This is a genomic window from Elizabethkingia sp. YR214, from assembly GCF_003058195.1.
Taxonomy (GTDB): domain Bacteria; phylum Bacteroidota; class Bacteroidia; order Flavobacteriales; family Weeksellaceae; genus Elizabethkingia.
Genome location: NZ_QBUH01000001.1, coordinates 194,470 through 219,320, shown reverse-complemented (window position 1 = coordinate 219,320; position 24,851 = coordinate 194,470). Strand labels below are relative to the sequence as shown.

The 24,851-nt window shown below is 37.2% G+C and carries 18 protein-coding genes; 5 read left to right on the top strand and 13 right to left on the bottom strand.

What is annotated here, in order from left to right:
• Nucleotides 1-35: 35 nt before the first annotated feature.
• From nadC to C8J95_RS00880, 8 genes are all read right to left on the bottom strand, one after another.
• A complete protein-coding gene (nadC, locus tag C8J95_RS00915) occupies nucleotides 36-902 on the bottom strand; it encodes a carboxylating nicotinate-nucleotide diphosphorylase (protein ID WP_107807230.1) in 867 nt (288 codons plus the stop codon).
• Between the two features lies 1 nt (nucleotide 903).
• Nucleotides 904-1,743, bottom strand: coding sequence for a sulfurtransferase (locus tag C8J95_RS00910; protein ID WP_107807229.1), 840 nt, complete (start codon nucleotides 1,741-1,743; stop codon nucleotides 904-906).
• Between the two features lies 1 nt (nucleotide 1,744).
• Complete coding sequence (nadB, locus tag C8J95_RS00905) at nucleotides 1,745-3,322, bottom strand: L-aspartate oxidase (protein ID WP_107807228.1); 1,578 nt, start codon at nucleotides 3,320-3,322, stop codon at nucleotides 1,745-1,747.
• Nucleotides 3,323-3,372: 50 nt separating this feature from the next.
• Nucleotides 3,373-3,840 (bottom strand): ribonuclease HI, encoded by a 468-nt coding sequence (gene rnhA / locus C8J95_RS00900; protein WP_107807227.1) that lies wholly within the window; start codon nucleotides 3,838-3,840, stop codon nucleotides 3,373-3,375.
• A complete protein-coding gene (gene dnaB, locus C8J95_RS00895) occupies nucleotides 3,840-5,417 on the bottom strand; it encodes a replicative DNA helicase (RefSeq protein WP_107807226.1) in 1,578 nt (525 codons plus the stop codon). The genes rnhA and dnaB overlap by 1 nt, the downstream gene beginning before the upstream one ends.
• Before the next feature lie 205 nt (nucleotides 5,418-5,622).
• Entirely contained in the window at nucleotides 5,623-6,858 is a 1,236-nt protein-coding gene (locus C8J95_RS00890; protein WP_107807225.1) for an MFS transporter, read from the bottom strand.
• A gap of 37 nt (nucleotides 6,859-6,895) precedes the next feature.
• Complete coding sequence (locus C8J95_RS00885; protein WP_107807224.1) at nucleotides 6,896-8,410, bottom strand: GH3 auxin-responsive promoter family protein; 1,515 nt, start codon at nucleotides 8,408-8,410, stop codon at nucleotides 6,896-6,898.
• Between the two features lie 227 nt (nucleotides 8,411-8,637).
• Nucleotides 8,638-8,985 carry a hypothetical protein gene (locus tag C8J95_RS00880; protein WP_107807223.1) on the bottom strand — a complete coding sequence of 116 codons (348 nt, stop codon included), beginning with the start codon at nucleotides 8,983-8,985 and terminating at the stop codon, nucleotides 8,638-8,640.
• Between the two features lie 312 nt (nucleotides 8,986-9,297).
• Between C8J95_RS00880 and mfd the strand changes: the two genes are divergently transcribed.
• Nucleotides 9,298-12,654, top strand: a complete 3,357-nt coding sequence (mfd, locus tag C8J95_RS00875) for a transcription-repair coupling factor (protein ID WP_107807222.1) — start codon at nucleotides 9,298-9,300, stop codon at nucleotides 12,652-12,654.
• Between the two features lie 25 nt (nucleotides 12,655-12,679).
• On the top strand, nucleotides 12,680-13,243 hold the full coding sequence (gene pth, locus C8J95_RS00870) for an aminoacyl-tRNA hydrolase (protein WP_107807221.1): 564 nt from the start codon (nucleotides 12,680-12,682) through the stop codon (nucleotides 13,241-13,243).
• 8 nt (nucleotides 13,244-13,251) lie between these two features.
• On the opposite strand, the gene C8J95_RS00865 is transcribed toward pth, so the two are convergent.
• The 5 genes from C8J95_RS00865 to C8J95_RS00845 form a co-directional block, all read right to left on the bottom strand.
• Nucleotides 13,252-14,844 (bottom strand): SulP family inorganic anion transporter, encoded by a 1,593-nt coding sequence (locus C8J95_RS00865; protein ID WP_107807220.1) that lies wholly within the window; start codon nucleotides 14,842-14,844, stop codon nucleotides 13,252-13,254.
• A gap of 293 nt (nucleotides 14,845-15,137) precedes the next feature.
• Nucleotides 15,138-15,374: a hypothetical protein gene (locus C8J95_RS00860; protein WP_107807583.1), complete on the bottom strand. Its 237-nt coding sequence runs from the start codon at nucleotides 15,372-15,374 to the stop codon at nucleotides 15,138-15,140.
• A gap of 107 nt (nucleotides 15,375-15,481) precedes the next feature.
• Entirely contained in the window at nucleotides 15,482-16,144 is a 663-nt protein-coding gene (locus C8J95_RS00855; RefSeq protein ID WP_107807219.1) for a carbonic anhydrase, read from the bottom strand.
• Between the two features lie 157 nt (nucleotides 16,145-16,301).
• The gene (locus tag C8J95_RS00850; protein WP_107807218.1) at nucleotides 16,302-17,621 is read right to left on the bottom strand and encodes a UDP-glucose/GDP-mannose dehydrogenase family protein; all 1,320 of its coding nucleotides are present in this window, start codon (nucleotides 17,619-17,621) and stop codon (nucleotides 16,302-16,304) included.
• A 68-nt stretch (nucleotides 17,622-17,689) separates the two neighbouring features.
• On the bottom strand, nucleotides 17,690-19,798 hold the full coding sequence (locus C8J95_RS00845) for a glycoside hydrolase family 97 protein (protein ID WP_107807217.1): 2,109 nt from the start codon (nucleotides 19,796-19,798) through the stop codon (nucleotides 17,690-17,692).
• Nucleotides 19,799-20,030: 232 nt separating this feature from the next.
• Between C8J95_RS00845 and rimP the strand changes: the two genes are divergently transcribed.
• From rimP to infB, 3 genes are all read left to right on the top strand, one after another.
• Nucleotides 20,031-20,498: a ribosome assembly cofactor RimP gene (rimP, locus tag C8J95_RS00840; protein WP_059325601.1), complete on the top strand. Its 468-nt coding sequence runs from the start codon at nucleotides 20,031-20,033 to the stop codon at nucleotides 20,496-20,498.
• Between the two features lie 34 nt (nucleotides 20,499-20,532).
• Nucleotides 20,533-21,768, top strand: coding sequence for a transcription termination factor NusA (nusA, locus tag C8J95_RS00835; protein WP_034871968.1), 1,236 nt, complete (start codon nucleotides 20,533-20,535; stop codon nucleotides 21,766-21,768).
• Nucleotides 21,769-21,834: 66 nt separating this feature from the next.
• Complete coding sequence (gene infB, locus C8J95_RS00830; RefSeq protein WP_107807216.1) at nucleotides 21,835-24,720, top strand: translation initiation factor IF-2; 2,886 nt, start codon at nucleotides 21,835-21,837, stop codon at nucleotides 24,718-24,720.
• Nucleotides 24,721-24,851: the final 131 nt, after the last annotated feature.

Below are 24,851 nucleotides of genomic sequence, written 5' to 3'. Positions count from 1 at the left end.
TGCACATTTTTTTTTTAACAGAGTTTAACGAAATGTTAAATTTTCAATGCCTTGAGACTCAGGTCAATATTTTTAGCGGAATGTGTTAATGCACCTGCTGAAATATAGTCTACACCAGTTTTGGCGATATCTTTAAGCCTTTCTCTTGTAACGTTGCCAGAAGCCTCAGTTTCACAAATTTTGTTAATAAGAATTACTGCTTCTGCCATGGTTTCATTGTCCATGTTATCCAGCATAATACGGTCTATTCCTGGAGTATTGATAGCTTCCTGAACCTCTTTTAAGTTTCTGGTCTCAACCTCTATTTTCAGATTGAGCTTATTTTTTTCCACATATTCTCTAGCCATTTTCACTGCATTAGAAATACTGCCGTTATAATCGATGTGATTATCTTTTAGCATAATCATATCATATAATCCAAATCTGTGATTAGTTCCACCGCCAATGGCTACTGCCCACTTTTCGCACAGACGGAAATTAGGTGTAGTTTTACGGGTATCCAAAAGTTTGGTTTTGGTTCCTACTAATCGAGAATCCCAATCATGGGTAAGAGTTGCAATACCACTCATGCGCTGCATACAGTTCAGTACAAATCTTTCTGTAGATAATATAGATTGGGCTGAACCGGTTACAATAAATGCGACATCACCAACTTTGGCTTGTTCACCATCTTTAATCTTGACATCGACAGTAAGATCTTTATCATAATATTTAAAGATGTACTCTGCAAGTTCTACACCTGCAAGAATACAGTCTTCCTTTACCAATAATTTTGCAGACTGTTGCAATGCGGCAGGAATAGTTGCCAATGTGGAATGATCTCCTTTCTGAAGATCTTCTGCCAAGGCATTTTTAATAAAAGTATTTAGTGCTTTGTCTGTAATATAACTTGGACGGTTCATTTTATATTGTTCTTTTTGTTTCAATTGGTTTATCGTTTCTGGACCATTCACTCCAGGAGCCTACATAAAGTTTTGGGATATTGAGTCCGGCATAGTCTATTGCTAACAGTGTGTGGCAAGCTGTAACACCAGAGCCGCAATGTACCATAATGTTTTCAGGTTCATAGCCTTCGAATATTTTTGTAAAATACTGTTTTAATTCTTCCGGATCTTTATAAGTTCCATCTGTATTAAGATTGTTGGCAAAAGGGTAGTTCTTTGCTGATGGAATGTGTCCTGCAATGGTATCTATAGGTTCTGTCTCGCCATTATAGCGAGGCGTTTCTCTAACGTCAATAATTAAGGTGTTATCCTGTTGGGTGAATTTTTCAGTTTCCTGAATATCGGCAATAGGGAGTTGCCATTCTGTAAAAGTATAATTTCCAGGCGTTCTTTCTAGGGAAGCTTCTTTTGTTATAGGAATAGCATTATTGATAGCAGCTTGCAAGCCTCCGTTCAGTACCTGTACATTCTTGAGTCCTGCAGAGCGAAGCATCCACCATAATCGGGCAGCAGCGTTCGATGCGTTTTTATCATCATATATAATAATATGAGAGTCATTTTTGATACCGGTTTCCTGCAGTACTTTTATAAAATTTTCTATTTTAGGTAGCGGATGCCGACCTCCATTTTTATAATCCTGAGGAACATCGGACATATCAGTGTTTAGTTCCAGATAATAAGCATTATTTATGTGCCCGTTATCGTATATGTTCTTGGCATTGTTTCCGGCATGGATGATGATAGTTTCTGGTTGATTCAGAATCTTTACTAACTCATCAGGATTAATGATAGAATTCATTTTATTTTACTAAATCTTTATTAAAAAAGGCACCTTTATTTTCCTTCATCTCCATAGAATGTTTGATTATCAGATAAGAAACATTCACAAGATTTCTAAGTTCAGATAGCTGTGGCGAAAGAATAGAGTTGTTATAAAGAGCTGTTACAGCTTCATAAATCTCTCTCTGTTTCTGCTGTGCTATTTTTAAGCGGGAATTACTTCTTACAATTCCTACAAGATCACTCATCATTTCTTGCAGCTGTTTTCTGAAATAAGAAACCATTACCATTTCATCCATTAGTTTCATTCCCTCCTGATTCCATTCAGGAATAGCCTTTAGATCATTGAAATTAAATTCATTTTGTTTTAACAATTCTACTGTTTTTACGGCAGCTTCATGTCCGAATACTAAACCTTCCAGCAAAGAATTAGATGCTAATCGATTGGCTCCGTGTAATCCTGAATTGGTACATTCGCCTACAGCAAAAAGATTCTTAATGGAAGACTGTCCGTCTATATCCACATCAATTCCGCCCATTAAATAATGACAGGCAGGTACAACGGGAATAAGTTGCTGGAAAGGGTCTATACCTTCTTCAAGACATTTTTTATAAATATTCGGGAAGTGCTCTTTGAATTTTTCCTGATCCATATGGCGGCAATCCAAACCGACGTAGTCGTCCCCGGAAATTTTCATCTCATTATCTATCGCTCTGGCTACAATGTCACGGGAAGCTAATTCTTCACGTTCATCATATTTTTGCATAAAGGGCTGGCCATCTTTGGTTCTCAGCTTTGCTCCATCACCACGTACAGCTTCCGAGATCAGAAACAGCATACCGCTTCTTTTTGAAAACATAGCAGTAGGATGGAACTGGTAATACTGCATATTGGATACCTTGCCACGCGCTCTGTGAACAAAGGCAATTCCGTCTCCGGTTGCAATAATAGGATTTGTAGTATTTTTATAAACATGCCCGGCACCACCTGTTGCAACAAGGGTGATCTTGGCCGTAATTTTCTTTATTTTTTTATTTTTCTGATCCAGAATGTAAGCACCGTAGCAATGAATGTTATCATGATTCAGTTCCTTACCGGGAACATGGTGCTGCGTAAGCAGGTCGATCACATAATGGTGATCCAGAACTTCGATGTTTGGAAGTTTGTTAACTGTTTCCAGGAGCGCTCGCTCAATTTCGAAGCCAGTAATGTCTTTGTGGTGAACAATTCGGTTTTCGGTATGTCCGCCTTCTCTTCCCAGTTTGAAGTCGCCGTCTTTTTCTTTATCAAAACGAGTTCCCCATTCTACAAGTTCTCTGAAGCGGTGTGGACCTTCTTTTACTACCATTTCGACAACATTGCGTTTGTTTTCTCCGTCTCCGGCACGCATAGTGTCTTCTATATGTTTTTCGAAATTATCTTTTGAAAAATCAGTGACAACGGCTAGCCCGCCCTGTGCATATTTGGTATTGCTTTCATCTTCATCCGACTTGGTGACAATAGTAATTTGTGCATCCGGCAGGGTCTCTGCAATCTTAATAGCATAAGACAGACCTGATATACCGGAACCAATAACTAAAACATCCGCTTTAATCATAGCTTATAAAATTTGAAGTCTATATTCCTTCTCGTTAATAAAGTATAAACTTACGAATTTTGTAGCTGTTCAAAGACAAGATCGACAGATAATTGCTGAGATTGCGCAGCTTTTACGGCTAACTGATCACAGCGTTCATTCTCCGGATGTCCGGCATGTCCTTTTATCCAGTGGAATTGTAGCTTGTGCATCCTCATTAAAGGAATGAACCTGCGCCAAAGATCATCATTCTTTACTTTTTTGAAATCTTTTTTGATCCATCCGAATATCCAGTTCTGGTTGATAGCATCCGAAACATATTTGGAATCGGTGTAAATGTGAACATCACTTTGTGGAGTATTGAGTTTTTCCAATGCAACAATAACAGCTAAAAGCTCCATACGGTTGTTGGTTGTAAGACGAAAACCTTCAGAAAATTGTTTTTCATATTTCTTTTCAACAACCTTCATTACGATTCCGTATCCGCCCTTTCCGGGATTACCACTGCATGCTCCGTCTGTATAGATGTCTATTTTCATTAGAAAGGCATCATTTCATCTTCATCATCATCGTTCATGGCTGAACCTGAAACTTTATTACTGCTTGGTGGAGTAGGAGGCATTCCAAATGCCGAACCAGGATCCATTGTCGTTTTTATCTTATCGTAGAAATTATCATTATTGGCTTGCGAAGGGCTTCCCATGCCGCCACCGAAAGTGTCTTCACCTAAGTCCCCGAATCTTGCCATAGAGCCATGGAATGCTAAACGAACATCTTCCGTTGTACCATTTCTGTGTTTTGCAATAATTAATTCGGCCTGATTTGCAGAAGGAGTTTCATCCTCCCAATATTCAATTTTATAATATTCCGGACGGTAAATAAAGGATACAATATCCGCATCCTGCTCAATTGCTCCGGATTCCCTAAGGTCAGATAACTGAGGTCTTTTACCTGGTCTGTTTTCTACGGAACGCGATAACTGAGAAAGAGCAATTACCGGTACATTTAATTCTTTTGCAATCGCTTTAAGGGAACGGGAAATAGTTGAGATTTCCTGTTCACGGTTTCCACCACCTTTTCCACTTTGGGCTGTCATCAGCTGAAGGTAGTCTACCATAATGATTCGCACACCATGCTGCATAACCAATCGACGGCATTTTGCTCTAAAGTCGAAGATGGAAAGGGCAGGTGTTTCATCGATATAAAGAGGAGCCTTCTCCAGATTGGAAACATTACTGAAAAGTCTTTCCCACTCTTCATCGGTTAAAGTTCCTTTTCTTAGTTTTTCCGAAGAAATTCCAGTTTCGGAGGAAATCATCCTCATAATTAACTGTACTGATGCCATCTCCAGAGAGAACAAGGCAAGAGGTATATTTTGGTCTACGGCAATGTTTCTGGCCATTGACAGAATGAACGCAGTTTTCCCCATTGCCGGACGTGCTGCAATAATAATAAGATCGGACGGTTGCCAGCCTCCTGTTTCTTTGTCTACAGCTTTAAATCCTGAAGGAACACCGGAAAGACCTTGTTTCCCTCTTAGAGATTTTACTTTGTCCAAAGCTTCCTTTACTAATGAATTTGCCGTGTCAAAACCTTTTTTAATCGTACCATTGGTAATCTCGAAGAAGCTTTTTTCAGCCTCATCTAAAAGTTCGAATACATCGGTAGATTCTTTGTAAGACTGATCAATTACATTTCCGGATACATTGATAAGGGATCTCAGAATGAATTTTTCCAGAACGATTCTTACATGATATTCTATGTGTGCAGAAGAAGATACTCCAAGGGTAAGCTCTATGATGTAAGAGTCTCCGCCCGCCAGATTTAATCTGTCTTCACGTTTCAGTTCCTGAATAACGGTCATCATATCTACTGGATGATTGTCCTGGTATAATTTCAGAATAGCAGAATAGATTTCCTGATGGCGAGGATCATAAAAAACCTTCTCGGTGAGAAGGTCTATAGAAAAGTCTAAAGCCTTCTTGTCTATGAGAAAAGTTCCGATAACCAGCTTTTCAAATTCCACTGCATTAGGAGGCATCTTACCTTGTGAAATAGATAATTCCTTGGCAAAATTCCCTTGCGTTAATGATGATAATGTTTCCTTTTGAGCCATGTGGCAAAGATAAATTTTAAAAAACTAAAAGCACAATTGCTTTATTCACAAATAAATTTTAAGTAACGATTTCTCCTCTAAATTAGGAAAAAATCGTGTTAAGAAATATAAATATTATGTGTTAATGTTCTGTACATCATATTTATTATGTCTTATAATATGTTGCAATAGTTTTGCATAACTATTACAGGTTGTGTGACTGATGTTAATATTCCATTTTACGGAGTTTTGGTGCAAATGTTCCTACCATTAAGGCAACCAAAAGCGTCATACTACCACCAAAAACAACAGAGCGTACTACGCCCATCATTTTTGCAGCAAGACCACTTTCAAACTGACCAAGTTCGTTGCTGGAAGTTATAAATATGGTGTTGACACTCAATACGCGGCCGCGTATTTTGTCCGGGGTTTTCAACTGGACGATGGTACCTCGAATCACAACGCTAATACCATCCAGCATACCGCTTAGAACTAGGAATCCGAAAGATAACCAATATAAATGAGATAGTCCGAAGCCTATAATACAAAGACCAAATCCACTTACAGCAGCAATAAGGATTTTTCCCTGATTCTTTTTAAGTTGCATAAATGATAGTGTAATAATAATACACATAGAGCCAATATCTGATGCCGCATTTAGTAGTCCAAATCCTTCGGAGCCTACTTTTAGAATGTCTGTAGCATAAACCGGAATCATTGCTACAGCACCTCCAAATAAAACGGCAAAAAGATCGAGTGTAAGAGCGCCGAGAATTTCTTTCGTTTTATAGATGTAAACTACGCCTTCACGCATACTTTCCCATACATTTACCTCTTGTCCTTCGTATTCAGATCTATGTTTATTCAGTGTCCAGAAAAATAATGATCCGATGAATAAAAAGCATAATATAACTACAAGAGTACCACTAATGCCCAGCCATGCAATTAGAAAACCTCCCAGTGCGTGACCTGATACTGATGCCGTAAGAAATGTTGCCTGATTAAGTGTAATGGCATTTGGTAGTTCTTCTCTTTTAACAATATTAGGAATTAGAGCGGGAACCAAAGGTGATAAAAATGCCCTGCAGATTCCGGAAAGAAAAATAATACCGTAGATATAATAAGTAATCTGATGATTGCTAAAGCTAAGTCTATGTCCCCAGAATGCCGGTATTAATAAACAGCATAAGAGGAAAAAGTATGCATAGTTACAGATCAGTAATAACTTTTTCTTTTCACTCATATCTATAATATGCCCGGCGTATAAAGCACAACCAACAGCGGGGATTACTTCGGATAAACCAATAAGTCCGATAGAGAATGGGTCTTTGGTTAAGTGATATACCCACCAGCCAAGTAAGGTCGCAAGCATTCGGAAAGCAATAATCAGAAAGAACCGGCCAATAAGAAGACTTCTGTATTCAGTATTTCTTAGTGTTTGGAGGGGAGCCAGTGATATCATAATATAGTGAAAATATAGAGGAAGTTAGTTTTGTTAATTATTGTATAATGAGATTTAAATCTGGCTGATGAAAGAAGTCTGCAATGTCACGGTTATTTGCTAAACGCGGAATTTTATTTTGTCCTCCTAGTTTACCTTGTGATTTTGCATATTCCAGAAAGCTGTCTTTTTTCAGTCGGGATATAACAAGTGTCTGCAGAATGTTGCCTGTAATTAAATCGTTGTAATAGGTGTTTTTATTTCTTAGTGCTAAATCCAGCCTTTGTCGGAACGCTTCCATATTTTCAGGCTCTTTTTCAAACTCTATAAACCATTCATGATATGGAAGGCCATTTTCCGGATTTACCTGTGGAGCTAAATGAAATTCGGAAATTTGTGCCGGATGTTCTTTCATAGCTTCTTTTATAGCTTCCTCTACTTCATAGGCAATAACGTGCTCACCAAATGCTGAAGTGAAATGTTTGGTTCTTCCGCTTACCAGAATTTTATATGGATCTTTAGAAATAAATCTTATCATATCACCAATCATATAAGCCCAAAGCCCAGAATTAGTTGTAATGACAAGAGCATAATCTTTATGAAGCTCTATTTCTCCAAGGGTTAGCCTCCTTGGATTTTCCCTTCCAAGATCTTCCTGAGGAATGAACTCGTAGAATATACCATGATTGGTTAATAAAAGAAGTCCTTCTTCCTTATAATTATTCTGATATGCAAAGAATCCCTCTGATGCGGGGAAAGTCTGGACAATGTCTACAGTGCCACCTAAAAGGCTATTCATCTTTTCCCGATAGGGTTCGTAATTGACTCCGCCGGTAACAATAAGTTGAAGATTTGGGAATATTTCTTTTATTCTTTTGCCAGATTTTTCTGTAAGTTTTTCAAAATACATGATTAACCATGGTGGTATACCGGAAATAAGCGTCATATTCTCTTTTTCCGTTTCGGTGATGATTTTGTCAACTTTAGTTTCCCAGTCCTCTATTGTATTAGCTTCCCAGCTTGGGAGTCTGTTCTTTTGCAGATAATTTGGAATGTGATGGGCTACAATTCCGGAAAGACGACCAGTTTTTATCCCATGCAGATCTGTGAGTTCGGGAGACCCCTGTAAAAAAATCATTTTTCCATTTACAAAATCAGCATTGTCTTTCTGTGCAATATAGAAAAATAGTGCACTTCTGGCAGCGTCAACCTGATAAGGCATTCCTTCTTTAGAAATCGGGATGTATTTGCTTCCGGATGTTGTTCCGGATGTTTTTGCAAAATATTCTGGTTGTCCTGGCCACAAGATATCCTTTTTCCCTTCTTTTATTTCTTCAATATAATTTTTCAGATCTTCATAATCAGCTAAAGGAACTTTTGCCTGAAAATCCTGAATATTGTTGATGCTTCCGAAGTAATGCTCTTTTCCGAATTTTGTATTTTCAGCTTTTATAATCAGGGTTTTTAATAAGTTTTCCTGATCAGAAATTGCATTTCGGGTGAACTTTTCCGATGATTTTACATATTGCTTTGCCCAGATTTTGGCAACAGCTTTCTTTAAGATGTTCAACATAATCGTAGGCAAAATTACGTAATTCCACTTGAAACTAATGTTGTAAAAGTGAGAATGATCGGAAGATATTTTCTATTAAAAAAACAAAGTTTAGATTAAATACTGTTTAGTAATGGTATAAGGGATACGTCAGACCGGATAGGATTGATGTTCTATAGATTAGCAAAAAAAAACGCAGCTTAGCGTTAATGCTAAACTGCGTTATAGAGAATTTGGATTGATTATTATTACTTTTTGTTTTCTTTATACCTCATATCGGGAGTTCCATCTTTTTTAAGATGTTGTGAAGATTTGTATCTTTTGTCAGGAGTTCCATCTTTTTTTAGTTTTACACCTTGTGTAGTTGTTGTAGATTTTACCTCCTTCACTGCCCCTTTAGCATCTTTAGAAGTTGTTTTTACTTCTTTCACCGCTGTCGTCTTAGTATCTTTTGCAGTTGATTTAACTTCTTTTACAGAAGATTTAACTTCTTTTTTTACCGGAGTAACCGGAGTAGTCTGACGTGGTGTAGTTGTCTGAGCAGTTGCAAATCCTAGTCCTAAAGCCAGAGATAATGCTGATAATAGATTTTTCATTTTTTAATGGTTTTTTTAATGTATAATTTAAATTTTACTTCTGTGAAGTTACATTTAAAAACTATCAACTTACGTGCTAAAAATTACAGTGATAATTAATTTAACAAAACTTTATCACAGTTTAAAATGGGCTTAAATGCAATAGTCAGACATAGGAGGTTTTCTTGTTCTGTAATAGTATGTATTGGCTTATAGCCTCATTTTCAATTATCTGTTATAGAATAACTATATTATTTGTAAATTTGCAGTTCGATAACGGTTTCAGGAAGTACTGAATCCGTTTTTCGTCGTTTAAATGAAATTTGATACCAAGTGCAATTAACTTCTATAAAAAATACGCTGTTACCCGATTTGTTAAAGAAACAATGGGGAAAAGAAATATTCGATACACTGCGTGAAAAGCAAAAGATTAGCATAAAAGGTGCTGCGGGTTCTTCTCTGAGTTTGCTTGCTGCAGAATACTTTGTGTCATTTCATCAGCCTGTGCTGGTAATTCTGGATGATAAAGAGGATGCTTTATATGTCACAGCAGAACTCGAAGAGCTTTGTGGTAAACAGCATGTACTGTATTTTCCGGCAACTTTTCTGGAACCTTATCAGATAGAAAAAACTCAGAATGCTAATAGAGTATTGAGGACAGAGGTTATCAATCAGTTGAATTCGTCTAAATCACCTAAGGTAATTGTAGCTTATGCAGCTGCACTTTCGGAAAAGGTGATTAAGAAAGAGGAGTTTGGAAAGTTCTCGCATACCATAAAAGTGGGTGAACAACTGGATTTTGATTTTATAGATGAATTACTGAACCATTATAAATTCAACAGGACAGATTTTGTATCAGAGCCTGGTGAATTTTCTGTACGTGGTGGTATTATAGATGTATTTTCTTATGCATATGAGTTTCCTTTTCGTATAAGTTTCTTTGGAAATGAAGTAGACAGTATTCGTACTTTCGATATAGAAAGTCAGCTTACGCAGGAAAAAGTAGAGGAATTCCAGTTGGTATCCGCTATTCAGGATATCTCAGGAGATACTTCCAAAACATCTTTATTAGGAATTCTGCCTAAGGAAACTGTAATGTTTACCCGAAATGCATTTTTGGGAGTAAAGCATATTCGTGAGTTTTATGAAAAGGCACAGGAAGTATATAAAACCCTGCATCAGGATATTAAATATAGCGAGCCTAAAGCTATTTTTGTATCGGAAGAAGAGTTTCTGAACGAAGTAAACCATTTTGTATGGGCAGATTTTACTTCAGAAGTATTAAAATCTTCACGAGCAGAAATTCAACTGAAACTCACCCAGCAACCAGTTTTTAATAAAAACTTTGAATGGCTGATTCAGGATCTTGAAGATAAGCTGGAAAAAGGTTATGATGCATGGATTTCATTCTCATCCGAAAAACAAAAGGATCGTCTGGAGAACATCTTCGAAGAACTAGAAAAGAATATTCCGTTTAAGAGTTTTGCTTCTGAGTTGCATGAAGGATTTGTAGATAATGAAAATAAAATATCGGTTTATACCGATCACCAGATATTCGACAGATACCAACGTTATAAAGCAAAAAATGCTTTTGCCAAAAGTGAACAACTTACCTTAAAGGATCTGATGTCTCTGAAAGTTGGAGATTACATTACCCATATTGATCATGGAATAGGAAAATTCATGGGGCTGGTTAAGGTTAATAATAACGGGAAAGTTCAGGAGTGTTTTAAATTGTCTTATAAAAATGGAGACTTATTGTACGTAAGTATCCATGCGCTTCATAAAATATCAAAATATAACGGCCCGGACGGAAAAGATATTGTACTGAGTAAGTTGGGATCTTCCGCATGGAAGTCCCTGAAGCAAAAAACCAAAGCGAGAGTTAAACAAATTGCGTTTGACCTGATTAAGCTCTATGCTCAAAGAAAGAGTGCAAAAGGTTTTGCTTATTCACCAGACGGATATATGCAGAATGAGTTGGAGGCGTCCTTTATTTATGAGGATACTCCGGATCAGGAAAAAGCTACAATGGATGTAAAAGCCGATATGCAGGCAGATACAGTTATGGATCGTTTGATTTGTGGAGATGTAGGTTTTGGAAAAACTGAAGTGGCTATCCGCGCAGCCTTTAAAGCTGCTGTAGACGGAAAGCAGGTAGCACTTTTGGTTCCTACAACGATTTTGGCATTTCAGCATTTCAGAAGTTTTAAAGAAAGACTTAAAGATTTCCCTGTAGAAGTTTCTTATCTTAATCGCTTCAGAACTGCAAAACAAAAGAAAGAAACACTGGAAGGATTAATCTCTGGTAAAATAGATATTGTAATTGGTACACATCAATTGGTAGGCGCCAGCGTAAAGTTTAAAGATCTGGGATTACTGATTATTGATGAGGAACATAAATTCGGCGTAGCTATAAAGGATAAGCTGAAGACTATGAAAACCAATATCGATACACTAACACTTACTGCAACACCTATCCCGAGAACATTACAGTTTTCTCTAATGGCAGCACGGGATCTTTCAGTGATTAAAACACCGCCGCCTAACCGTCAGCCTGTAGATACCAAATTGGTGGGCTTCAACGAAGAAATTCTGAGAGATGCTATTAGCTATGAATTGCAAAGAGACGGACAGGTTTATTTTATTAATAACAGAATAGAAAATCTTAAAGAAATTGCAGGTCTTATCCAGAGATTGGTTCCGGATGCCAGAGTTATTACAGGCCATGGACAAATGGATGGTAAGCAGTTGGAAGCAAATATGATGGATTTTATGGAAGGTAAATACGATGTTTTGGTTTCTACTACGATTGTGGAAAGCGGTCTGGATGTGCCTAATGCCAATACTATTTTCATCAACGATGCACAGCGATTTGGTATGGCAGATTTGCACCAGATGCGTGGACGTGTGGGACGTAGTAACAGAAAAGCATTTTGTTACTTAATTACACCACCAATGGATTTGGTTTCTTCAGATTCCCGCAAGCGCTTGGAAGCTATTGAACAATTTTCGGATTTGGGAAGTGGTTTTCATATCGCTATGAAAGATTTAGAAATTCGTGGTGCCGGAGATTTATTAGGTGGAGATCAGAGTGGCTTTATTAACGAAATGGGCTTCGATACCTATCAGAAAATTATGCAAGAGGCTTTGGAAGAGCTGAAGGATGAAGATATGGAGGGGCTTTTCCAAAATGAAGAAGAACGCAAAAAGCTTTTCAATTCTGTTAAAGATGTGAATATCGATACTGATTTAGAACTGATGCTTCCGGATGATTATGTAAATAGTACAGAAGAGCGATTGTTGCTATATCAAAAACTGGCGGATGTAAAGAATGCTGCAGAGCTTAGTCGTTTCGAATACGAGTTGAATGACCGTTTCGGTACATTGCCAAAAGAGGCGATTAATTTATTGAAGAGTATTGAGCTGAAATGGTTGGCTGCGGATATAGGTTTCGATAAGATAGTTATGAAAAACGGAATCTTCCTTGGGTACTTTCCGGGTAACCCACAAGATAAGTTTTATCAGAGTGACAGATTTAAAAAGATTATTCAATACCTTGGTTCCAATCCGCAACATGCACAGTTAAAAGAGAAGCACTCGCCTGAAGGTAACCAACTGATGATGCGTAAAGATAAGATTAGTAATGTAGATGAGGTTAATGCTTTGCTAAATAGTATATTGGCATAAACTTCATATTTTTTAAATAAAAACAATGAAATACTTAATCGTAGGCCTTGGTAATAAAGGCGATGAATATAAAGAAACAAGACACAATATAGGATTTAAAGTTGCAGAAAAAATAGCAGAAGCTATAGATGCACCATTTAATGCCACCAATTTTGGGTGGCTGGCTGAAGGGAAGTATAAAGGAAGAAAAGTCTTTGTCCTAAAGCCGGATACTTATATGAACCTTAGTGGAAATGCTGTACGATACTGGATGCAGAAAGAAAATATTCCGTTAGAAAATCTGTTGGTTGTTACGGATGATTTGGCGTTACCTTTTGGAACACTAAGGATGAAAATGAAAGGAAGTCATGGCGGTCATAACGGGTTGCGCAATATTGAGGCTGTACTAAATACAGGTCAGTATACACGTCTTCGTTTCGGAATTTCTGCAGATTTTAAAGAGGGACAGCAGGTAGACTATGTTCTGGGCGGCTGGAGTGAAGAAGAAAAAGAAAAGCTGCAGGAAAGAATTGATAAGTTTTCTCAAGCAGCTTTATCTTTTGTATTTGCAGGCATACAGAACACAATGTCCGGTTTTAACGGAAAATAAAATTCTGATTACATAGACCTTTTGTGATCCACTATAACGTGGGATTCTTTGATTTGTTTATAATCTGTTCGGAAACCAACCAGATTTACGGCTATATTGTTTTCTTTCGCTGTAATATTTGCAAATTCCTGAATAAGATCAAGAACATCTGTTGCAATATAAGATGTACGCTTTCCGTTAATTGTTACCTGCGATCCTGGCTGAATATTCTTCAGCGTTTTTTTGATTGCAGCTTTATTCAGGAAAGATACTTCCTCGGCAAGCTCAATTGTAATGGCATCAGCGTCTTCTAGCTCTTCACGGCTTAGGTAGTAAGCACGTTTCATGTTTCCAAGAAGGATGAAAATAATGCTGATTACTAAACCAAGAGCTACACCTTTTAACAAGTCTGTGAAAACTACAGCAAGCATAGTTGCAATAAATGGAATAAACTGATATTTTCCTTTGTCCCAGAAATGTTTTATTGTTGCAGGTTTTGCAAGCTTATATCCTACAAGGATAAGGACAGCTGCAAGAGTTGCCAACGGAATCATATTTAGGATTGCAGGAATACTCAGTACACATACCAATAATAATACACCATGGATGATAGCTGATAATTTGGTTGTAGCACCTGCATTGGCATTAGCTGAACTTCTTACAACTACTGATGTCATAGGTAATCCTCCGATAAATGAACTGATGAGGTTACCAATTCCTTGTGCACGAAGTTCCTGATTGGTATCAGTAATTCTTTTCTTAAAATCCATTCTGTCTGCGGCCTCAATACAAAGAAGCGTTTCAATAGAGGCTACAATTGCGATTGTAATACCAGTGACCCAAACTGCGGGCATTGTAAAGCCTGTAAAGTTTGGAAAGGTAATCAATGCTTTAAAGTCCTCTGCAGATTTAGGTACAGGAAGCTTCACCAGGTGATCTGAAGTTACAGCTAAAGAGCTCCCGGAAGATGTAAACAACAGATTAATCACAATTCCCGCTGTCACTGCAACAAGAGCAGCAGGAAGCATTTTTATTTTTTTGAGTGCTGGTATTTTGTCCCACACAATCAGTATAGCTATTGAAATTACAAAAATTAATATGGCTCCCGGATGAATTGCAGAGGCAATTTCATTCATATATGGAACCAAATTGAACCCGTTTTCGAATAATGTTTGTTTGCCTTCGTAGTCCTTATCAAAACCTAATGCATGGGGTAACTGAGTCAGAATAATGATGATGCCAATCCCGGCAAGCATCCCTTCGATAACGGCTGTAGGTATATAATTAGAAATACTTCCGGCTTTTAGAAAGCCTAAGACTAGTTGAGTCGCTCCGGCAATAATTCCGGCACAAAGAAACAGATCAAATGCTCCTAATTCGGTCACTGAAGCTAGGATAATAGCTGTGAGGCCTGCAGCAGGACCGGTTACACTGATGTTGGATGTACTGAGAAAGCCTACAATGATACCGCCGATAATTCCGGCGATAATACCCGATAAAGGTGGGGCACCAGAAGCTAAAGCAATACCTAAACAAAGAGGTAAAGCGACAAGAAAAACAACCAGACCCGATGCAAAGTTGGGCTTAACGTCGCTAAATATATTGGTTTTATTTTGTTTCATAATATTAATTTTAATGATGGATCAATATCTTATGTAAGGGCATAAAATATTTACCAGCATATCATATATAGAATATGTTGAACCAGAGACTGTTTCAATACTTTAGATATTGAAATAGCTGATACATTATACCTGGACTGTGTACAAGTATGCTTTTATTGAAAAATTTGAGAATTCATGGAATTAGTTTTTTCGCTTGAAAAATAATGATATGAAAATCGATTCTCAATAAATCAATAAAAAGAAAATTAATTTGGATAAAAAGCTTTGTGTAAAAGCTGTGAAAGAGTGTATTACACCTCCGGAGGAGGGGAAAATATCATAAGAAGGGGATCCACGCGTTTGCTATCATCGTAAAGAACAAATGCTTTCTTGAGGTTGTGGTCCCAATGTATTTTTTGAATTTGCAAAGGCTCGCTGTGTAGCTGCTCTTCGCTCATTCTCTTGATTTTCACTTCTTCTTCAGAAAGATTTTGAGACATAGTAGGTAGATTCCAATCCATTAGTTTAGCAATACTTGGTAATGCCATGAAATTGAGAAAAATGCCTAATATGATAATACTTATATACTTCACTTTCTGAAAATGGTGACTTTATAATGCAAAAATAATGCAAAAAATTAATTCACTGATGTTAATTATTTATTACGCATCATCCAATTAGAATTGGTAAGATCGTAGATTTTTTGGATGTCCTTCAGGATGTTTTCAAAATCAATCTCTAAATCAATTAATTTTCCTGTTCTCAAATCGAATACCCATCCGTGTACAATAGGGAAGTTTTCAGTGATATATCTTTCCTGTACACAAGCCATTTTGATAACGTTGATACATTGCTCCTGAACGTTTAGTTCAACAAGGCGATCGTATCTTTTGTGCTCGTCCTCGATAGAATCTAGTTCTGCTTGGTGAATTCTGTAGACATCACGAATGTTTCTTAACCAAGGATTTAAAAGTCCTAAATCCTGAGGAGTCATAGCAGCTTTAACACCTCCACAGTTGTAGTGTCCGCATACAATAATGTGTTTTACTTTCAAATGTTCTACAGCGTACTGAATAACAGAAGTAGAGCTCATGTCCAAAGTATTTACAACATTGGCAATGTTACGTGTAACGAATACTTCTCCTGGTTTAGCACCCATTAGTTCTTCAGCAGTGGCTCTACTGTCTGAGCAACCAATGTAAAGGTACTCCGGAGTTTGTGTTGCAGCAAGATTTGTAAAAAAATCTTGATCCTGAGAGAGCTTGCTCTCTACCCATTTCCGATTATTCTCGAAAATTTGTTCATAAGAATTTGACATAAATAAAAAATTAAAATTTATTGGGGCTAAAAATATGTAAAATCTGATAGAAAAATTCTATAATTCATCAGGTTTAATATTTTTTTAACATGATATCACTTTACCAGTCAGTATTTCGCATAAAAAAAGCAACAATTTATTGTTGCTTTAGAATTATCTAATTTTCTGATTGTACAGTTTTACGTCCAATACTTTTGTAAAAGAAACCATGTTTGGATGGTAACTCCGTAGAGAACATATTACGTCCGTCGAATATAGCTTTGTTTTTTAATTTCGTTGCTATTAATTCGAAGTTCGGGTTCTTAAATTCCGGCCATTCAGTACAGATTAGTAAGGCATCTGCATTCTCCAGAGCGGAATACATATCTTTTGCATAGCTGATTTTGTTACCAAGAATCTTTTGTACATTACCTTCAGCAATGCTGTCAAAAGCTATAATTTCAGCACCTTTTTCAAGTAATAAACTGATATTGTCTAAAGAAGAAGCTTCACGGATATCATCGGTATTTGCTTTAAATGCTAATCCCCACACTGCAATTTTTTTACCTTGTATGTTTCCATTGAAATATTCTTCGATAGCAGGAATTAGAATTGTTTTTTGTTTTTGATTGGTTTCTTCGGTAGCTTTTAAGATTTCGAAATCGAATCCCTGTTCACTACCACTTTTTATTAGCGCTTTTACATCTTTAGGAAAACAGCTTCCTCCATATCCGATTCCGGGGAATAAGAAACGATGTCCAATTCTGTTGTCGGATCCCATTCCTAATCTTATTTTGTCGACATCAGCCCCTACCATTTCACAGAAATTGGCAATTTCATTCATAAAAGTAATTTTTACTGCTAAGAATGAGTTAGCTGCATATTTGGTCAGCTCGGAAGATTTTTCATCCATGTAGATGATTGGGATGCCGATATTGCTAAAAGGTTCATACAGATTCGCCATCAAGTTTTTGGCTCTTTCGGAACTGGTACCGATAACAACCCTGGAAGGATTCATACAGTCCTCAACAGCATAGCCTTCTCTTAAAAATTCAGGGTTAGAGACTACATCAAATTCTACAGATGTAAAAGCTGCAATAGTCTCTCTTACTCTGTCAGCAGTTCCTACGGGAACCGTACTTTTATTTACGATAACTTTGTAATCAGTAATTAACTTACCAATGTTTTCAGAAACATTAAGAACATATGAAAGATCTGCTGATCCGTCTTCTCCCGGAGGAGTTGGAAGAGCAAGGAAAACGATTTCTGACTGATCTAAAGCTTCCTTAAGTTCAGTTGTAAAATGTATACGTTCTGCCTGAATATTTCTCAGAAACATTTCTTCCAGGTTAGGCTCATAAATAGGAACAACTCCATTCTTCATGCCCTCTACTTTCTTCTCGTCAATGTCTACACAGAAAACCGAATTTCCCAGTTCTGCCAGACATGTTCCGGTAACAAGGCCCACATAGCCCGTTCCAACTATCGTAATATTCAATGTTTTGTCTTTAAAAGATAATATGCAAAATTACTAAATAAACTAATTTGTATTTCGCTTTTTTGTTGTTATTTGATTTCTTTAATGCTTATTGCAATGCCTCCGCTTGGAGCCAGTCTTTTTTTCAGAATAACAGAGGAGGATACTTTTAGTTTATTTATTTTATAATCTATTGTGCTGGTTTGCCAGTCAGCATTCTTTCCGTCTTCATAGATAATAGCTTCAAAATTTTTCCCTTTTGGTAAAAAGCTAAGATTAATTGTTGCTGTTCTTTCATTTTCATCGGTGATACCACCAATAAACCATTCATTTTTATTCTTTGCCTTACGAGCAATCGTAATGTAATCTCCGGGTTCAGCTTCCAGAATGTAAGTGTTGTCCCAGTCGGCTGCCACATCTTTAATAAATTGGAAGGCATCCATGTGTTTTTTGTAATTTTCTGGGAGGTCAGCGGCCATCTGTAAAGGACTGTATAAGGTTACATAGAGTGCTAATTGTTTAGCCAAAGTTGTACTAAGCCTTGCTTTGTTTTTTCCGTATACGGAAAGATCTCCTTGGAAAATTCCCGGTGTATAATCCATAGGGCCACCCATTAATCTCGTGAAAGGTAAAATGGTCGTGTGATCGGGGTTGTTTCCGTTGAAAGACTCAAATTCAGTTCCTCTTGCAGACTCCTGAGCTATCCAGTTAGGATAGGTTCGGGATCGTCCGGTAGGTCTTACTGCTTCATGGGAGTTTACCATGATTCTGTACTGTGCCGCTTTTTGGGCTATATAGTTATAATGATTTACCATCCATTGTCCGTCATGATATTCGCTTCTTGGAATGATGGGGCCAACATATCCTGTTTTTACAGCTGTATATCCATGTTTATTCATGAAAGAAAACGCATCATCTAATTGTCTTTCGTAGTCGACTGCTGAAGAGGTTGTTTCATGGTGCATGATTATCTTTATGCCTTTTGCTTTTGCATAAGTCTGTAATTCTTCTACATTAAAATCGGGATAAGCTTTTGTGAAGCTGTATATTTTTTCCTTTCCATAGGCCCAGTTATCTTCCCAACCTTCATTCCAGCCTTCAACAAGTACGGCATCAAATCCATTTTCAGCGGCAAAGTCTATGTATTCCTTTACGTGCTGGGTATTGGCTCCATGATGTTGGTTTGGTTTTAGGTGGGTGTAATCTGTTTTTCCGATGATAATATCTTGATTGTCGCTATAAGCCCACGTAGAACCTCCTCCTGTAAAATATTCCCACCAGACACCGATGTATTTTGTGGACTTTATCCATGAAGTGTCTTCAATTGCGCTTGGGTCATTTAGATTTAGGATCAGTTTGGAGGCGAGTATATCGCGTGCATCATCACTGACAACGATTGTTCTCCATGGAGTTTTTATTTGGGTTTGTATATAGGCTTTTTCTCCATTTTTATTAGGGGTGAGATGGGTGCTTAATTTATAGTTTTTATCATCTACATTTAGGTGCATGGCGGGATAATCGACCAACGCAGCTTCATGAATATTGATGTATAGACCATTGTCGGATTTTAGCATGAGCGGCGTTTGTACAGCAAGATTTTTTGATGGTGCTTTTGCTGCTAAAGGTTCATCTCTTGCCTTTGTTATTAACGAAGGTATTTCTGAAATCCGGGAGGTCGTAATTCGAAATTCATTGGTATCGTAATCCGCAGGAATCCAGAAAGATTTGCAGTTTTGGGCTAAATTAAATTCTGTAAGTTCTTCATCTATGCGAAAGTGTCTTAAGTCTTTTTGAATCGGGAATTCATATCTGAATCCCAAGCCATCATTAAAAAGCCTAAATCTGATGTTGAGTTGATATCCGGTTTTGGCTTGCTGTAAAGAAACTAACATCTCATTATGATTGTCTCGGATCGTTTTTTGCTCTCCCAATACGGGATTCCATGATGTATCGGAAGAAGAAAACTGTATGTTGGTTATTTTAAAGCTTTCTGCAAAAGGAGTTGGGCTGCTAATTAAAAAGCCAAGCTTACTACTTTTTACTACGTCTTTATTTTTATATTTCAGATCGTAATAGGCTTCTCCTTTTTCGTTTAGTAGAAAACTGAGGCTAAGATTTTTGTCAGGAGATTCCAGCTTTTGAGCCTGAATAAAAACTGAAATAAATAGTATGAAAAAGCAAACTGTAAAATGCTTCATAGGGTTTTCTGTTTGTGGTTAATTAGATGGGTGAAGTTACAAAAAAAGCCTTTTGAAGAATAATTGTTTGGTTTTGAATGTTTTTCGCGCAGATATTTTTCATTAAATTGTTGGTTTTCTGCGTGTATGTTTGTGATTTTCAAAATAAAAAACTATATTTGCAGAAGTTTTACGGAATTCAATGCAAAGGCCTTCGGAAGAAAGCCTTTTTTCGTAGACATAACAATGAAATATGGAATTTAGGGAGCGCGTACAAGAATTAGTAGATCAGTACCTTGTAACAAGGGAAGATTTGTTTTTAATTGAACTTAAAATTTCTGCGGATAGCAATATTACAGTTATTATTGATGGAGATCAGAGTGTAAGTCTTCAGGATTGTCTGGATGTTAGCCGTGCAGTAGAGTTTCAGTTAGACAGAGAAGAGCATGATTTTAGTCTTCAGGTAATGTCACCAGGACTTTCAGAACCGTTAAAATTGCCAAGGCAGTTTGCTAAAAATATAGGAAGAGAGCTGGATGTATTGTTGAATGATGATACTAAAATCCAAGGGGAACTAAAGATTGCAGGAGAAGATTCAATTACCTTAGAACTGAAATACAGACGTCCTAAGCTTGTAGGGAAAGGGAAAGAAGATGTAGTAGAAGACCGGATAATTCCATTGACTGAAATTAAAAAAGCCCTTGTGGTAATTAAATTTTGATTGAAAAAGAAAAATAAAAAAAATGAGCAATATAATCAACAATATAGCATTAATCGAATCCTTTGGGGATTTTAAAGATGAAAAAGGAATCAGCAAGATTGACCTTATGGCAATCATTGAGGATTCTCTTAAGACTCTTTTAAGAAAGAGATATGACTCGGACGATCACTTTGATGTTATTGTAAATCCTGATAAAGGAGATTTCCAGATTTTCTTAAACAAGAGAATTGTTGAAGATGAAATGTCAGAAGATGATGATTTGGAAATTGAAATTTCTGAGGCTAAGAAAATTGATCCGACTTTCGAAGTGGGAGAAGAATTTACTCAGGAAATTCCAGTTGCACAGTTAGGAAGAAGAAATATTCTTACATTAAAACAAATCCTGGCAACTAAGCTTCAGGAGCATAATAATGCAATGCTATACGATCAATTCCGTGATAGGATTGGTGAAATTGCAGTAGGAGAAGTACACCATATTCGTCATAAACATGTAATTTTGTTAGATGATGAAGGGAATGAATTCATTTTACCAAAAGAAAATCAAATTCCTTCAGACTTTTTCAGAAAAGGAGATAGCGTACGTGCAGTAATCGAAAGTGTAGACTTTAAAGGTTCTAAACCTCAGATTATTGTTTCCAGAACGGCGCCTAAATTCTTAGAGAAATTATTAGAACTTGAAATTCCTGAAATCCAAGACGGAACCATTATTTTGAAGAAAGTAGTGAGAATTCCGGGTGAAAAGGCGAAAATTGCTGTTGATGCTTACGATGACAGAATTGACCCTGTAGGAGCTTGTGTAGGGGTTAAAGGATCAAGAATTCATGGAGTAGTAAGAGAGCTTCGCAATGAAAATATTGATGTGATTCAGTGGTCTAAAAACCCTGAGATCTTAGTAAAGAGAGCTTTAGGAAATGTTAATATTCAGAAAGCTGATATGAACGAAGAGCAGTCACATGCCTTAGTATACGCTCCTGCAGAAGAGATCTCTAAAATTATTGGGAAACAAGGACAGAATATACGTCTTGCATCTTGGTTAACAGGATATAATATCGATGTATACAGAGATAAGGAAGAAGGTGACGATGTTGAGTTAGTAGAATTTGCTGACGAGATCGAAGAATGGATCATTAATGAGTTTAAAAAAGTAGGTCTTGATACTGCAAGAAGTGTACTGGATAAAGAAACAGCTGCATTGGTAGGGATGACTGACCTTGAGTTAGAAACCATTGAGGAAGTAAAACAAATATTGAGAGACGAATTAGACGACTAATCTGGATCTTAACCCAATTTTTATAATAATTACGAATTTAAAAATTCAAAAGAACGAATATTTTTTATGCCAAAAATTAGATTGAATAAAGCTGTAAAGGAACTTAACATCTCTATCTCCAGAGCTGTAGAATATCTACAGTCTAAAGGGATTGATGTGGAAAGTAATCCTAACGCTCTATTAGAAAGCGAGGCATTTTCTGCATTGGAGGCTGAGTTCCGTAAAGATGGCGAACAGAAGAAAGCTTCCCATGAGGTTGTGATCTCTAAAGTTCCGGATGAAAAACTGGAAATAGAAGAGGTTAAACCTGAGGTGATAAGAGCCAAAGCTGCACCACAAACTGGTGCCAAAATTTTAGGGAAAATTGATTTGGGAGAAGAGAAACCGAAAGAAGTAGAAGAAGCTCCTAAACCAGAACCTGTAAAAGAACCTGCCCAGCCTGTTGTTGAAAAAACGGAGGAGCCTCAGGAGCAGGAATTCAAAGTTTTAGGTAAAATTGATTTATCTCAGATAAGATCAGACAGACCTAAACATTCTGATAAAAAAGATAAAAAACCAGAAGCTCCTAAAAAAGAAGAGCCAAAGGTACAAGCTGAAGCACCAAAAGCGGAAGTAAAACCTGTTGAGAAAAAAGTGGAAGAAGTAAAACCTGCTCAGCCGGAAACTCCGCAAGAGCCACAGAAAATTGAAACTGTTTATCAGAAATTGGATGGTCCAAAGATCCTAAAGGAGAAAGTGGATTTATCACAGTTCCAACAAAAGCCTAAGAAAGAAAGCGGAGATAACTCTTTCAAAAAGAAAAGAAAGAGAATAACCAAGGAAGGAGGAAATCAAGGGCAGAATAACAACAATAACCAGGGACAAAATAACAACCAGGGCGGAAATAATAATAACAATAATAATTCCGACAGAAAGCCATTTAACAGAGGTGGTAACCAACAAGGTGGTAATAATAACAACCGCGGTGGTAACAATAACAACCGTGGTGGCAATAATAATAACCGTGGTGGAAACAACAACAGGAATAAGGTTATGCCTGTTGAATTAACTGACGAACAAGTTAAAAACCAGATTAAAGAAACTTTAGAGAAGCTTACTAATAAAGGTGGTAAATCTAAAGGGGCTAAGCACAGAAGAGAAAAGAGATCTTTTAGAAGAGAGCAGGACGAGCTTCAGCAAGAAATGGAAGCACAAGACAGAACTCTTAAAGTAACTGAATTTATTACGGTAAGCGAATTAGCGAGCCTTATGAATGTAAGTGCTACTGAAGTAATTTCAGCTTGTTTCTCTTTAGGTGTAATGGTTACAATGAACCAACGTTTAGAAGCTGATACACTTACATTAGTTGCTGACGAATTTGGTTATAAAGTTGAATTCTCGGATGCGGATATCGATGACGCTTCATTAGAAGAAGAACCGGATGCAGAAGAAGATTTGTCAAAAAGAGCTCCTATTGTTACGGTAATGGGACACGTAGACCACGGTAAAACATCCCTATTGGACTACATTCGTAAAACGAACGTAATTGCAGGGGAATCCGGAGGTATTACACAGCATATCGGAGCTTACAACGTGAAGCTTGATAATGGTGAGAAAATTACATTCTTAGATACACCAGGTCACGAGGCCTTTACAGCGATGAGAGCACGTGGTGCTCAGGTAACTGATATTGCAATTATTGTGATTGCAGCGGATGATGACGTGATGCCACAAACTAAAGAAGCAATTGCCCATGCTCAAGCAGCAGGTGTACCAATGATTATTGCAATCAACAAAGTAGATAAGCCAGGGGCGAATCCTGATAATATCCGCCAGCAACTTTCAGGGATGAATATCCTTGTAGAAGAGTGGGGAGGTAATGTTCAGGCTCAGGAAATTTCTGCTAAGTTTGGTAACAATGTAGATACGCTATTAGAAAAAGTATTAATCCAGGCAGAGCTATTAGAATTAAAAGCAAATGCAGATAGAAAAGCTTCCGGAGTAGTTATTGAAGCTGCTTTAGATAAAGGAAGAGGTTATGTGGCTACTATGTTAGTGCAAAATGGTACACTTAAAATTGGTGACTATGTATTAGCGGGTAAAAACCACGGTAAGGTGAAGGCAATGCTTGATGAAAGAGGCAAGCCTATGCAGGAAGCCGGACCTTCTATTCCTGTAACGATACTTGGTCTTGACGGTGCGCCGACGGCAGGTGATAAATTCAGAGTTTTCGAAGATGAACGTGAAGCGAAGTCAATTGCAACTAAACGTGAGCAACTTCAGCGTGAGCAGACAATCAGAACTAAGAAGCATCTTACGCTTGATGAAATTGGTCGTCGTATTGCATTAGGAGACTTTAAAGAATTAAATATTATCCTTAAAGGTGACGTGGATGGATCTGTAGAGGCGCTTTCTGACATGTTAGCAAGATTATCTACTGAAGAAATCCATATTAACATCCTTCATAAAGGTGTAGGACAGATTACTGAATCAGACGTATTATTAGCTTCTGCATCTGATGCAATTATTATTGGCTTTAACGTTAGAGCTGGTGGTAATGCAAAAGACCTTGCTGATAAAGAGGAAATTGAAATCAGAACTTATTCTGTAATCTACGATGCTATTGACGAGGTTAAAGAAGCGATGGAGGGAATGCTTTCTCCTGAGATTAAAGAGCAGGTTATTGGTAATGTTGAGATCCGTGAAACCTTCAAAATTTCCAAAGTTGGAACAATTGCGGGTTGTATGGTATTGACAGGTAAGATAACCAGAAACTCTAAGATCAGACTAATCCGTGATGGAATTGTACAGCATACAGGTGAGTTAGAGAGTTTAAAACGTTTCAAAGATGATGTTAAAGAGGTAACTAAAGGTTACGAATGTGGTCTTAACATTAAAGGCTATAACGACATCGAAATTGGCGATATACTCGAGGTTTACGAAGAAGTAGCTGTTAAGAAGAAATTGAAATAATTCAATTTATATATAGAAAGCCCCCGTTATTGTTAACGGGGGCTTTTTTTTTATGAAAATTTAATTTTAGTCTATATAAAGAAAAATTTTAATGTTAATTATTATATGGTTTAATTATTTTAATATCTGTA

Coding starts and splice junctions, on each gene's coding strand:
- nadC (WP_107807230.1), bottom strand. CDS start 902: ATGAACCGTCCAAGTTATATTACAGACAAAGCACTAAATACTTTTATT.
- C8J95_RS00910 (WP_107807229.1), bottom strand. CDS start 1,743: ATGAATTCTATCATTAATCCTGATGAGTTAGTAAAGATTCTGAATCAA.
- nadB (WP_107807228.1), bottom strand. CDS start 3,322: ATGATTAAAGCGGATGTTTTAGTTATTGGTTCCGGTATATCAGGTCTG.
- rnhA (WP_107807227.1), bottom strand. CDS start 3,840: ATGAAAATAGACATCTATACAGACGGAGCATGCAGTGGTAATCCCGGA.
- dnaB (WP_107807226.1), bottom strand. CDS start 5,417: ATGGCTCAAAAGGAAACATTATCATCATTAACGCAAGGGAATTTTGCC.
- C8J95_RS00890 (WP_107807225.1), bottom strand. CDS start 6,858: ATGATATCACTGGCTCCCCTCCAAACACTAAGAAATACTGAATACAGA.
- C8J95_RS00885 (WP_107807224.1), bottom strand. CDS start 8,410: ATGTTGAACATCTTAAAGAAAGCTGTTGCCAAAATCTGGGCAAAGCAA.
- C8J95_RS00880 (WP_107807223.1), bottom strand. CDS start 8,985: ATGAAAAATCTATTATCAGCATTATCTCTGGCTTTAGGACTAGGATTT.
- pth (WP_107807221.1), top strand. CDS start 12,680: ATGAAATACTTAATCGTAGGCCTTGGTAATAAAGGCGATGAATATAAA.
- C8J95_RS00865 (WP_107807220.1), bottom strand. CDS start 14,844: ATGAAACAAAATAAAACCAATATATTTAGCGACGTTAAGCCCAACTTT.
- C8J95_RS00860 (WP_107807583.1), bottom strand. CDS start 15,374: ATGGCATTACCAAGTATTGCTAAACTAATGGATTGGAATCTACCTACT.
- C8J95_RS00855 (WP_107807219.1), bottom strand. CDS start 16,144: ATGTCAAATTCTTATGAACAAATTTTCGAGAATAATCGGAAATGGGTA.
- C8J95_RS00845 (WP_107807217.1), bottom strand. CDS start 19,798: ATGAAGCATTTTACAGTTTGCTTTTTCATACTATTTATTTCAGTTTTT.
- rimP (WP_059325601.1), top strand. CDS start 20,031: ATGGAATTTAGGGAGCGCGTACAAGAATTAGTAGATCAGTACCTTGTA.
- infB (WP_107807216.1), top strand. CDS start 21,835: ATGCCAAAAATTAGATTGAATAAAGCTGTAAAGGAACTTAACATCTCT.